The following is a 13,122-nucleotide window of genomic DNA, read 5'->3' as shown; positions in this document are numbered from 1 at the left end:
AAAACGTATTTGCAATATATAGCTTCGCCTATAATGCAAACATCTTATTACTAAAGGAGTGATTTCGTTGGTTCTTGGTCTTTTAACTTCCGGGCTCCATCACGAGCAAACGTATTACACCGAAATCGCTAAGCGAGCTCGTCTTTATCATAACGTCGTTGCCCAATTCACACCGTTTAGCATTGATTCAAAGACAGATCTTGTTTCTGGTCTTATTTACGATACAGATACAGGAAATTGGATAGATCAAACCTTTCCCATTCCTTCATATATATATGATCGTTGTCATTTCAAAGAGGATGAGGAATTCCAACAAGCAAATGCGATTATTCATTCATTACACAAACGTTCTTCCACTACTTTTTTAAACAACACACTTATTAACCCAAGTGATTTGCACAATCTTTTTCTTACTAATAAACGTCTTTCCCCTTACGTACCAAAAATAATAAAAGGAACAGTACAAGGAATTTTTAAATTACTACTAGAAACAAGAGATATTATTATAAGACCAATCAATATACACTCCAATGAAAATTTATATCGGGCCACTTACAAAAATAAAACATTTCATATCGATACAATAAATGAACAACATCATACTTCTACTCAATTCAAACGAACAGATGAATTTATATCATGGTGCAAATCGAACATACACTCATTCCGTTATATGATTCATCCAATGTTACAACCTCCAAATCAACTATCATATCCGATTCATATTCGAACCATTATGCAAAAAAATAAAGAACAGAATTGGAAAGTGCTCGGTCAATTTATACAAAAATCTTCATTCCCAGCACAATTTTTACTTTCAGCAACAGAACGTTCTATGTTACATCCATTTTCTAAAATTAAATATTTACTTTCTCCAACTGGCGTCCAATTATTAAAAGATGCTTTACATGATGTTGTAACCGAAGTTTTTAAAACACTCGATCAGTCCTATTCTTCATTATTTGAACTAGAGCTTTCTACCATTATGGATCAAAAAGGTGCCATTTGGCTTATGTACGTCAATACGATGCCTTCTTACGAAGTTTATACTAGGTACAACGACGAACTGGCTGAACAAATTTTTCATGGTCCATTAAAGTTTAGCCGATTTACACCATAACGAAAGGAGGAAATCCCCGTTGAAAGAGCACATATATACATTAAGTATTTCAGATGAGCATCCAAATAGTATTACTTTACCTTACGTTTTTTCTATTACACCACCAATTACATCCTTTTTCTTTGGCTTACGTTATATTACATGTGAGAATATTAAAATTCATTATTCATTCACGCGAGAAATTATTATTGGCGAACAGATTGCAGCCGATCTTTTACTACCGCATTCGACGACAATCCATGCCTTCTTACACAATCAAACCATTGTTTTCGGCCCATTAATCGGGATTTTCACAACTGGCTTTAACGATGATTCTAATTCTCCTTTAGGAAGTCGTTCCATCTCTCTCAGTGAGTTATTAACACCACCATTCACATTACAGCCATTTGTATTTGTCTTTGGCCTTCAACATATAAACTGGGAAGAGGAAACAATTGAAGGGTACTTCTTTCAAGAAGGAAAATGGGTAAAAAACAAAGTCCCTTTACCAAATGTCATTTACGACCGTTTACCAAATCGGCAAGCAGAAAATTACAAACCTATCGTAAGAGCAAAAAAACGTTTAGAAAGCGACTATGCGATTCCGTGGTTTAATCCGGGATTTTTCAATAAATGGGAAGTGCATCAACTTTTAATGAAAGAAGATTCAATTAAACCATTCTTACCAAATACAGAAGTATTTCAACATTTTGAACAAGTAGAACGACTTCTCGGTACGTATAAGTACATTTATATGAAACCAATACACGGTAGCTTCGGAAGAAATATTCATCAAATACTCTATTCTCAAACTGATAATTGCTACTATTGTCGTTATCGTGAAAATGAACAAAACAAACTAAGAAAGTATCAATCATTAGAAGCCCTTCTTAACCATGTGTTAAAAGGACATGATTTAAAAAAGTTTATCGTACAACAAGGTATCTCACTGCTCCGCTTCGAAGGGCAACCCGTCGATTTTCGCATTCATACAAATAAAAACCATTTTGGTAATTGGGTAGTCAGTGCAATCGTCGCAAAAATCGCCGGCAAAGGTAGCTTAACAACTCATGTAAATAGCGGCGGTGATACGAAATTACTTCAGGAACTATTTCCTGATTCAACAAAGCAAGTTCAAATTGAAAATAAACTAAAACAAACAGCCTTACAAATCAGTTATGCACTTGATGGGCAAGTAACCGGGAACATTGGAGAGATTGGTTTTGACATTGGTTTAGACACCACGGAAAACCCGTGGCTATTTGAAGCAAATTCTAAACCGGGGCGAACTGTATTCCAAGATGAAAAGTTAAAAGAACAAAGTGAACTTACGCGCCAATTATTTTATGAATATGCCATCTATTTAACTGAACACTCTTTGCGCGATACGAAAGAAAAAATGTCACAAATAAAATCAGATCCTTCGTCACATACCGAAAACATCCCTTCCCCTATGATTAACTCACAAATACAAAAACAAAAACTTCCACCTCCTTCATAAGGTGGAAGTTTTTTATTTAAACGAGCTTCACTACAACTTCAGTTTCCACATTACATATTCCGCAATAAAAAACATGATTGCAATACTCCTGTGAATTATTATGTGTTAAACCGTCTACTGCACTTAATAATTCTTGATCCATATATGCACTGTAATCATCTATGTAATCTACAGTTTTCCCATAATCTTGGAGTATACCTTGGCAATTTTGACAAGAATATGTTTGTGATTCTAGCGCGTTGCAAAGCGGGCAAATTCCCATCATGATTCCTCCATACGTTATCGTTTAAAAACAATTAAAAAGCCCTTTTTTTAGATTGAAGAGAGCATCTAGCCGTGCATAGACGCGGTCAGTTCCTTTTTCTACCCTACCCTGGGTTAAAACAGAACTATGCAGTTGTTGCCGTTTAATTTTCATTTTACTAAGCTTTAATTTATCTCACTTTAATTACATTTTCGTTTAAAAGCTTCTTTTTTAGATTAAAGAGAGCATCTAGCCGTGCATAGACGCGGTCAGTTCCTTTTTCTACCCTACCCTGGGTTAAAACAGAACTATGCAGTTGCTCCCGATTTAATTTTCATTTTACTAAACTGGAATTTGTCTCACTTTAACAAATCATAAGTTAAGTAAGCCAAGCTGGTTATACAAAGAAAAAAACGCATATGATTTCGCTCTTAGTTTAGCCTTCTTTCTTAAAAATACAACGATTACTCTCATTTCATAATTTACGAAATGATGAAATATTTTTTACAAAATTTACAAATTATTTTTTTGTATATCTTTCTAGGTAACATCCATACTATGAGTACAAACTTAATTACCGATGGATTAGCGCCAAACGGGGCGATAATCTGGTTCAAATCCAGCTAGTCCAACCAAAAAAAATTTTATAACTCTAAGGAGGATATATTCCTATGGCAAACCAAAGCTCTTACAATCAATTAGTAGTACCAGGTGCAACAGCAGCAATCGATCAAATGAAGTACGAAATCGCTCAAGAATTTGGTGTACAATTAGGAGCAGATTCTACGGCTCGCGCTAACGGTTCTGTTGGTGGAGAAATTACAAAACGTCTAGTTGCAATGGCTGAGCAAAGTCTTGGCGGATTCCAAAAATAAATATATATGGCAAAAAGGTCTCAGGGCATATGCCCTGAGACCTTCCTTAATTTACTGCAACATTTGTAAAAACTTCTTCGTTCGTTCTTCTTTTGGATTTGTAAATACATCTTCCGGTGTACCTTGTTCGACAACGACACCGCCATCCATGAAAATAACACGGTTCGCAATTTGATGAGCAAAGCGCATTTCATGCGTTACAATGACCATCGTCATTCCTTCTTTAGCAAGTTCTTTCATAACCTTTAAAACTTCTTGAACTAGCTCAGGATCAAGTGCTGACGTTGGCTCATCAAATAGTAAAACTTCCGGCTCCATCGCAAGCGCACGAGCGATTCCAACACGCTGTTGTTGTCCACCTGATAATTGGAACGGATATAAGTCTACTTTATCCGCAAGACCAACTTTTTCAAGGAAATAGTTTGCTTTTTTCTTCGCTTCTTCTTTCCCCATCTTTTTCACTGTAACGAGCCCTTCCATTACATTGTGAATTGCTGTTAAATGGGGAAATAGATTATGGTGTTGGAATACCATACCTGTTTGCGTACGAAGATTTACAATATCTTTCTTCGATACTTTTTGAGAGAAATCGAGCTCTTTATTGCCGATGCGAATGTTACCAGCGTTCGGCGTTTCTAACACGTTGAGACAACGTAAGAATGTCGTTTTACCAGATCCAGATGGCCCGATAATAACAACCACTTCGCCCTTCTCAACTGATAAGTCTATATGTTTTAATACGGTATTATCTCCGAAACTTTTTTGTAAATGTTGAATTGAAATCATAAAAACAAAAACTCCTTTTATGAAAGGGTTATTTTAGAGTATAACGTTCTGAACGTTTTTCTAATATTTGTTGCACAATAGATAATAAGAAGCAAATTACCCAATAAATTAGACCTGCTTCAAAATAAACAATTAAAAACTCATAGTTCATTGCCGCAATTTCCTGCGCTTTTCGGAACATTTCTGTTACTAAAATTAACGACGCTAATGACGTATCCTTCACTAAACTAATAAATGTATTCGAAAGCGGCGGAATTGATACGCGTGTTGCTTGTGGTAAAATAACACGTTTTAATGCTTGCGGGTATGTCATCCCAATTGTGTAAGCTGCTTCCCACTGTCCTTTCGGGATTGAAAGGATAGAAGCACGAATAATTTCAGATGCATATGCACCTACATTTAATGAAAATCCAATAACTGCTGCTGTATACGGCTCAACTTCAATATTAAGAGTTGGAAGGCCATAGAAAATAATAAATAACTGTACAAGAAGTGGCGTTCCGCGAATGATAGATACATAGATACGAGCAATCCATTGTAAAATACGACTACCTGAAATACGTGCGAGCGCTGTTAACGTCGCAAGTATAATACCGATAATAAATGTAATAAGCGTTAACGGAATTGTCGTAAAGACAGCTTCCTTCAGCATAGGCGCGAAGGAAGTCTGCATAATATCTATCCAAGTAGACAATCGATCTGACATCAATGCGCTACTTAGATACATTTTCACCGAACCATTTTTTCGTTATTTTATCGTACGTACCATCTTTTTTCATATCTTCTAACGCTTTATTTACTTCTTGTACAAGTTTGTCGCTACCTTTACGGAATAAGAATCCACTTTGTGACGCTTCTTTTTCTGTATCTACAATTTTAATTTTTGCATCTTTTTTCGTTTCTAAATAGTTTAACACTGATAATTTATCATTGATTGTGAAATCAACGCGGCCAGAACTTAATAATTCTGCTGCTTGGCTAAATCCTTCTACACCTGTGATTTCCGCACCATTTTTCTTAGCAATATCTGCGTAGTTACTTGTTAAAGATTGTGCTGCTTTTAATCCTTTTACGTCAGCAAATGTAGCAGGTTTATCTTTATCTTTCGCAACAACTAATGCTGCTGAAGAAGAAATATATGGACTAGAGAAGTCATATTTCTTTTGGCGATCTTCACGAATACCAACTTCGTTCGCAACCATGTCGAAACGTTTTGCATCTATTCCTGCAAGTAAGCTATCCCATTGTGTTTCTTTAAATACAGGCTTTACACCTAAACGTTTTGCAACTTCTTCTGCTAATTCAACGTCAAACCCAGTTAATTTATCGTTTGTATCGTGGAACGTAAATGGTGGATATGTACCTTCTGTACCAATTACAAGCTCACCGCTTTGTTTTATCTTCTGTAATGCATCTTGATTAGCTGTATCTTTTTTCTCTTCTTTACCGCAGCCCGCTACAATCCCAATCGCTAATGTAGTTACTGCAAGCACTGAAAATAATTTTTTCATGATAGTAGTCCTCCAAGTATTCTGATAGGAATTTAAAAACTATATTGATTGTATGCAATTTCGAACAATTTTTCAATGAAAATGTTCTTATTTAGTTTAACCTTTTTCTTCATAATCAAACAAAATGGAAAAATAGCGCTACATACAAAAAATAAGTAACATTTTTTAATATAGCATTTATAAAGAAAAAGGTAAAACAATACCTACTTATTTATAAGTTTTTCAGCCGGTGAAATATATTAACTTCTAAGCGGACAATCCGATCAAAAAAGAACTTGCGAAAATCGCAAGTTCTTCTAAAAATTAAGCACTCTGGTTTCCTTCCATTTGCGTTTTATACATATCGTAATAACGCCCGCGCTTTTTCATTAATTCATCATGGGAACCTTTTTCCAAAATCGTTCCTCTATCAAGCACAATAATTTGATCAGCGCTCTTAATTGTTGAAAGACGATGAGCGATAATAAACGTCGTTCGTCCTTTTTTCACAACTTCTAGCGCTTGTTGAATCATCGCTTCTGTTTCTGTATCAATACTGGAAGTCGCTTCATCTAAAATTAAAATAGCAGGATCAAAAGCAAGTGCCCTAGCAAACGATATAAGCTGACGTTCTCCGGTTGAAAGTGTACTTCCTTTCTCCGTAATTTTTTCATCTATATTGTTAGCAAACCTTTCCGCACCAACATCTCGTAACGCCTTTACGATGCGATCTTTTGAAATTTTTTCATTTTCTAAGCTTACATTGGATGCCACTGTCCCGCTAAATAAAAACGGATCTTGCAATACAATTCCCATATGTTCACGTGTTGCTTGTTTCGGCATCTCTGTTACATCATGACCATCAATCGTAAGCTTCCCTTTTTGAAATTCATAAAACTGAAAGAGCACATTCATAATGGAACTTTTTCCTGATCCAGTATGACCGACAAGTGCCACTGTCTCCCCTTGTTTCGCTTCAAAAGAAATATTTTTTAACACTTCATCTTTTCCATTGTAAGAAAACGAAACATTATCAAATTTCACATTTCCGGTTAAGCGAGGCATACGTTCTTCTTCTACTGCCTCTCCCTTTTCCTCTAGCAATTCAAAGACGCGCTCTGATGCAACACGCGATTGCTCTAAGTTAGCAAGTTGGTTCACCATGTTCGTAATTGGCGAGAACAATCTCGTTAAATAATCGACGAAAGCATACAGTATCCCTAGAGAAAGGAGGCCAGAAGCACTTAATGAAGCACCACCGAAATACCAAATTACACCTGTAAAAGCGATGTTTCTTAATACAGACACTAAATTATGCGAAGTTGCTGCATTTAAATTTAAAATTTTATTTTGATATTTAAAATAATCGCCATTGAGTTCTTCAAATTCCTTCTTCGTTTCATGTTCTTGACGAAATGCTTGAATAATTGGCATCCCTTGAATCGATTCATTCACTGTTCCGTTAATATCCGATAAACGCGAACGCATTTTATGATTGTATACAGACGCATACTTTCTATACATAATCGCCCAAACAATTAAAATTGGGATGATGAGTAAGCATAGTGCCGCCAGTTTTACATCAAGTAAAAATAGCGCAGCGAAAATCCCGATAATATAGATGATACTAGAGACGAATGTCGCAAGCACTGTTACATATAAATCACGAATCGCTTCTGTATCATTCGTTACACGCGATACAATTTTCCCTGCTGGTAAATGGTCAAAATAACGAATTGGCAACGTTTGAATATGGGAAAAGACGTCTTCCCTCATAATTTGAATAATTTTGTTTGCCGCCTTCTGTAAGAAGAACTGCTTTCCGTATGCAAATAATGATACGACTACTAATAAAGCGAAATATCCACCGCCAAGTAGTAATAACCTATTTATTTCTGGTTTATAAAACGCAAATACTTCTTCTTTCGTTAAGGCTTTCGATTTATAAACCTGCACTGCCTTACCACTTTGTACTGTAAGCACATCACCCTTAACAGAACGAGTTCCTTCAAGCGTTATTTTATTCGGTACAAAATAGTACTGAAAGCCAACTTGAATCACTCGGACTTCTTTCCCTTTTTGCTCACCTTGTTCAAAGCGATCACTTCGCTTATAAAAGGAGCCATTATATGAAACAGCATCCTCACTCTTTTCTGTTTCATACCAGGGTCTCTCTATTCCAACGATATGCTCATCGATCATCGTTTTTGCGACGAAAGGACCCGCGAGTTCTGCAATAACGAAAACAAATAGCATCGCCATCGCTGCAAAAATCGGCCCTTTTACTTTCATCGCGTATTGAAACAATCGTTTTGAAACACTCATATTTTCACCCCACTATCCGTACTTTCACTTTCACCTTGTTGTCTTTCGAACTGCTCTGCATACCAGCCCCCATTTCGAACGAGCGCTTCATGCGAACCTTCTTCAATAACCTCACCGTTATCCATAACGAGAATCCAATCCGCATGCTGCACTGCTGACAAACGATGCGTTGTTATAATCGTCGTCTTCCCGCTTCTTTCTGTTCGTATGTTTTCAATAATTGCCGCTTCAGTACGAGCATCAACAGCTGATAAAGAATCGTCCAAAATTAAAATTTCCGGATTTTGAATAACAGCCCTCGCAATCGAAATCCTTTGCTTTTGCCCACCTGATAAAGAAACACCTTTCTCTCCAACGAGCGTTTCTAAACCTTCCGGTAAAAACTCTAAATCCTTTTTAAACGCAGCTATTTCAATCGCTTTTTCAAGTTCTTCTTCAGTCGCTTCTCTATTTCCGAATAAAATATTTTCCTTCGCTGTTTTTGAGAACAAAATGTGTTCCTGAGGTACATACCCAATCCAGCCAAGTACGTTATCATTCGTAATTTTATCTAGCTTCACATCAGAAACCGCAATATCCCCTTCTCCAAGTGGATATTGACGAAGAAACTGACGAACGAGCGTCGTTTTCCCGCTTCCTGTTTTCCCAACAACTCCAAGTGTCTCTCCTTGTTTTAATGAGAACGAAACATTTTTTAAATTTGTTTCAATTGATGAAGGATATGAAAAAGTAACGTTATCAAATTGAATGTAATCTGGCTCTTGTACAACCTTTGGATCTTTCGGACTCTTTACATCTGGTTCATAAGCTAATGTTTCATTTACACGGTCGAGCGACGCATTTCCTCTTTGCATAACATTAATCAATTCACCAATTGCAAACATCGGCCAAATCATCATCCCTAAATAGACGTTAAAAGAAACGAGCTCGCCAAGTGTCACCTTTGATTGGAATACGAGATATGCACCGTACACTAAACCAATTAAATAACTAAGACCGACGAGCATTTTCACAGTCGGCTGGAATAATGCATCGATTCTTGCTACTCTCATATTTTTCTCGTATACGTCATCTCCTAACTGATGAAACCTTTCTTGATCAGCGTTCTCCTGTACATACGCACGAATAACGCGTACACCCGCAATTGATTCAAGTACTTTATCGTTCATATCCCCGAACGCATCTTGCGCGACTGTAAATCTTTCATGCAACTTCTTTCCGTATCTATTCATCGCATACGCCATAATCGGAAGCGGTATAAGCGCAGCAAATGTTAACTGCCAACTAATTGAAAAGCCCATCATACAAACGATTGTAAGCATATATAGACTAGAATCAACGAGCGTTAATATACCAAAACCAGCTGTCATGGAGATTGCTTTTAAATCATTTGTCGCTCTCGCCATTAAATCGCCAGTACGATTTTTTTGATAAAACGTCGGTGTCATCTTAAGTAAATGCCCCATAAATTTTGAACGCATCGTTTTCTCAAGTACGAACGCACCGCCAAATAGTTGGTGCTGCCAAATGAAAGTAAGTACATACCCACCAATCGTTACCCCAAGTAAAATAAAAATATATTGCATAATCGCCTCGTTCGTTAAGGCTCCTGTTTTAATATTATCAATGGTAATTCCTAATACTTTCGGAGGAATTACCTCTATCACGTTTACAATTAAAAGTACCCCAATTGCAATACTATACCTTTTCCAATGCTCTCTAAAAAACCAGCTTAACTTTAGTAATACTGAAAACAATATAACCTCCCCTTTCTGGTTCCCGTTTGATTCACATTTCTTTAGCCGCTATCCAAACCCATCACATTTACATTTCGTAAGCCATACAATTTCATCACATTTTTCCACCTTCCAAATTCTGATTTTTTATAGTAACAAGGAAAATAAACAAAAAAAAGCATACCGCCGCTTTGACGATATGCAATAGAATGCATAAAAGCGTACGTTACGATATACGCAACGTACGCTTCTCATAAGACAAAAAGGTCCTATATATCCGCACGGGTTGCGTAATGATATGAATGTTTTCCGCCATTTAACAGAGCTAAGCCCATTACATTTACGATTACAATCATTACGCACACCCCCTTCATTTATTTTCCATTTATAATCTTACAACTTTATTGAGTATTCTGTCAATTATTTTTTTCGCTTTAGAATAAAATAATCTTTTATCACAAAAAATAAAAGTGATGCATTCTGCTTATAATTCAGTTTGAAATAAGAGAATCTTCTGTAAGAAAGGGCATACAAAATAAAAAAATAGTAAGAAATCGTTTTCACAAACATTTCATTTGAAAAATATTATCAAACCACCTACAATCACCTTATACTCACTCTTACAAGTTGCTATTTTAGGAGGACTAATCATGACAACTAGCAATACGTACAAATTTTATTTAAACGGAGAATGGAGAGAAAGCTCTTCAGGTCAAACAATCGACATTCCATCTCCATACTTACACGAAGTAATTGGGCAAGTACAAGCAATTACTCAAGGAGAAGTAGATGAAGCAATTGCATCTGCAAAAGAAGCTCAAAAATCATGGGCTGAAGCTTCTCTACAAGATCGCGCAAAATATTTATATAAATGGGCTGATGAGCTCGTAAATATGCAAGATGAAATTGCCGATATCATTATGAAAGAAGTCGGTAAAGGCTATAAAGATGCGCAAAAAGAAGTCGTTCGTACAGCTGACTTAATTCGTTACACAGTTGACGAAGCACTTCACATGCACGGTGAAAGCATGATGGGTGATAGCTTCCCTGGTGGATCTAAATCTAAACTTGCGATTATTCAGCGCGCACCACTTGGTGTTGTATTAGCAATTGCACCATTTAACTACCCAGTAAACTTATCTGCTGCAAAACTTGCACCAGCACTTATTATGGGTAACGCTGTTATCTTCAAGCCAGCAACTCAAGGTGCAATTAGCGGTGTTAAAATGGTTGAAGCACTTCATAAAGCTGGCCTTCCAAAAGGTCTTGTAAACGTAGCTACAGGACGCGGTTCTGTAATTGGTGACTACTTAGTAGAACATCCTGGCGTAAATATGGTATCGTTCACAGGTGGTACAAATACAGGTAAACATTTAGCGAAAAAAGCTGCGATGATTCCACTTGTATTAGAACTTGGTGGTAAAGATCCTGGTATCGTTTGTGAAGATGCAGACTTACAAGAAGCTGCAAAGCATATCGTAAGCGGTGCATTCTCTTACTCAGGTCAACGTTGTACAGCTATTAAGCGTGTACTTGTACATGAAAATGTAGCAGACGAACTAGCCGGCTTATTAAAAGAGCAAGTAGCTGAACTATCAGTTGGATCTCCAGAACAAAACAGCACAATCGTTCCATTAATCGACGACAAATCTGCTGACTTCGTTCAAGGTTTAATTGACGATGCTGCTGAAAAAGGTGCAACAATCGTTATCGGTAACAAACGTGAGCGCAACCTAATTTACCCAACATTAATCGACAACGTAACAGAAGAAATGAAAGTTGCTTGGGAAGAGCCATTTGGCCCAATCCTTCCAATCATCCGTGTTTCTTCTGACGAACAAGCGATTGAAATTGCTAACAAATCAGAGTTCGGTCTGCAAGCAAGTGTCTTCACAAAAGACATTAACAAAGCATTTGCAATTGCTAACAAAATCGACACTGGTTCTGTTCAAATTAACGGACGCACAGAGCGCGGCCCTGACCACTTCCCATTCATCGGTGTAAAAGGTTCAGGTATGGGCGCACAAGGTATTCGTAAGAGCCTTGAGTCTATGACTCGTCAAAAAGTAACTGTATTAAACTTAGTTTAATCTTATATGTAGCAGCTGATCTAATATTTAGGTCAGCTGCTTTTTAAATTTCCGATACACCTGTGTATTATGAAGCGGCTTAAATCCTACAGAATTGTATAACCTCTTAGCACTTTCATTTCCTTCTATATAACAGAGTCTAATATCTTCGTGCCCGCCTTCTAACAACTTGTTCACACCAAATTGCAAGGCTTTACGACCATATCCATTTCCTTGATGATTTACTGCAACCATTAAATTCTCTATTGTCCCTTCCCCCACCGTAACCGATGCAACTAACTGGTCATTTTCTAAAGCTACATATACATTACTTTTATTGTTCAACTTGTATTTCTTTATACTATCTTCCGGAGCAAGATAAGGCTTCATATCATTCACTTCATGCAACTCGTAATAACATTCTTGTACCATTGTTACAAACTGGTTAAAAAATCTATCTTCATACTTAATAAACTTAAGATCGGTTTTAGGAAAACTCCCTCCCTTATATACCAATTCAAGCGATCCCCACCATCTTTCAAATCCCATTTTTTTAGCAAAACCAATACAATTTTCCGATTCAACTTTCATATAGGTGCACACAAAATCTGGTTTCATTTCAGAAATACATTCCTCTATTTCCTTATATAAGACAGAACCAATACCTTTCAAACGAGAACCAGGTCCCACATACACACTTATTTGACCAATAGACTCTCCATTACTATTTGTATAAAAGGATGCATACGCGAATCCTTCAATCCCATTTTGGTTGTATAAAAGAAAATGCATAGAGTTCGATACAATATCATCTAAAGAACCTATTTCTTCTTCTGTCCCCATACTTTTTATTAAATTCAATGTCCCGATCCGATCCTCTTTTTCACTATAAGCACGTATCATTTAAATAATCCCCATTCCGATTAAAAGTACATTCCCTGTTAAAAATTCAATATATATTTATTCAATGAATTCGTTTCAAACCCTCCAAGCCCCA

The 13,122-nt window shown here is 36.7% G+C and carries 11 protein-coding genes; 4 read left to right on the top strand and 7 right to left on the bottom strand.

From position 1 onward, the window contains the following. The first annotated feature begins 67 nt into the window (after positions 1-67). Complete coding sequence (locus ABH959_RS15680) at positions 68-1,120, top strand: YheC/YheD family protein (RefSeq protein ID WP_404492825.1); 1,053 nt, start codon at positions 68-70, stop codon at positions 1,118-1,120. A 19-nt stretch (positions 1,121-1,139) separates the two neighbouring features. After that, a complete protein-coding gene (locus ABH959_RS15675; protein WP_113936707.1) occupies positions 1,140-2,600 on the top strand; it encodes a YheC/YheD family endospore coat-associated protein in 1,461 nt (486 codons plus the stop codon). Positions 2,601-2,616: 16 nt separating this feature from the next. On the opposite strand, the gene ABH959_RS15670 is transcribed toward ABH959_RS15675, so the two are convergent. Then, positions 2,617-2,862, bottom strand: a complete 246-nt coding sequence (locus ABH959_RS15670) for a hypothetical protein (protein ID WP_404492930.1) — start codon at positions 2,860-2,862, stop codon at positions 2,617-2,619. Between the two features lie 653 nt (positions 2,863-3,515). Here ABH959_RS15670 and sasP point away from each other — a divergent pair. Continuing rightward, positions 3,516-3,719 carry a small acid-soluble spore protein, SasP family gene (gene sasP / locus ABH959_RS15665; RefSeq protein WP_000013349.1) on the top strand — a complete coding sequence of 68 codons (204 nt, stop codon included), beginning with the start codon at positions 3,516-3,518 and terminating at the stop codon, positions 3,717-3,719. A gap of 51 nt (positions 3,720-3,770) precedes the next feature. On the opposite strand, the gene ABH959_RS15660 is transcribed toward sasP, so the two are convergent. The 5 genes from ABH959_RS15660 to ABH959_RS15640 all read right to left on the bottom strand — a co-directional run bounded on the left by ABH959_RS15660 (position 3,771) and on the right by ABH959_RS15640 (position 10,077). Beyond that, positions 3,771-4,505 carry an amino acid ABC transporter ATP-binding protein gene (locus ABH959_RS15660; RefSeq protein ID WP_002010843.1) on the bottom strand — a complete coding sequence of 245 codons (735 nt, stop codon included), beginning with the start codon at positions 4,503-4,505 and terminating at the stop codon, positions 3,771-3,773. Between the two features lie 28 nt (positions 4,506-4,533). Further along, positions 4,534-5,232: an amino acid ABC transporter permease gene (locus ABH959_RS15655; protein WP_033706449.1), complete on the bottom strand. Its 699-nt coding sequence runs from the start codon at positions 5,230-5,232 to the stop codon at positions 4,534-4,536. Then, positions 5,219-6,016: an amino acid ABC transporter substrate-binding protein gene (locus ABH959_RS15650; protein ID WP_002010840.1), complete on the bottom strand. Its 798-nt coding sequence runs from the start codon at positions 6,014-6,016 to the stop codon at positions 5,219-5,221. Before ABH959_RS15650 ends, ABH959_RS15655 begins: the two co-directional genes overlap by 14 nt. Before the next feature lie 303 nt (positions 6,017-6,319). Continuing rightward, positions 6,320-8,320 carry an ABC transporter ATP-binding protein gene (locus tag ABH959_RS15645; protein WP_404492824.1) on the bottom strand — a complete coding sequence of 667 codons (2,001 nt, stop codon included), beginning with the start codon at positions 8,318-8,320 and terminating at the stop codon, positions 6,320-6,322. Continuing rightward, complete coding sequence (locus ABH959_RS15640; RefSeq protein WP_113936708.1) at positions 8,317-10,077, bottom strand: ABC transporter ATP-binding protein; 1,761 nt, start codon at positions 10,075-10,077, stop codon at positions 8,317-8,319. Before ABH959_RS15640 ends, ABH959_RS15645 begins: the two co-directional genes overlap by 4 nt. Before the next feature lie 629 nt (positions 10,078-10,706). Between ABH959_RS15640 and gapN the strand changes: the two genes are divergently transcribed. Next, positions 10,707-12,146 (top strand): NADP-dependent glyceraldehyde-3-phosphate dehydrogenase, encoded by a 1,440-nt coding sequence (gene gapN / locus ABH959_RS15635; RefSeq protein ID WP_002010835.1) that lies wholly within the window; start codon positions 10,707-10,709, stop codon positions 12,144-12,146. 27 nt (positions 12,147-12,173) lie between these two features. Here the strand turns inward: gapN and ABH959_RS15630 are convergent, their stop codons facing one another. Further along, on the bottom strand, positions 12,174-13,028 hold the full coding sequence (locus ABH959_RS15630) for a GNAT family N-acetyltransferase (RefSeq protein WP_404492823.1): 855 nt from the start codon (positions 13,026-13,028) through the stop codon (positions 12,174-12,176). Between the last annotated feature and the right edge of the window lie 94 nt (positions 13,029-13,122).

The sequence above is a fragment of the Bacillus sp. RC51 genome (genome assembly GCF_044908115.1).
Classification (GTDB): Bacteria; Bacillota; Bacilli; order Bacillales; family Bacillaceae_G; genus Bacillus_A; species Bacillus_A mycoides.
This window is presented reverse-complemented; position numbering and strand designations above follow the sequence as displayed.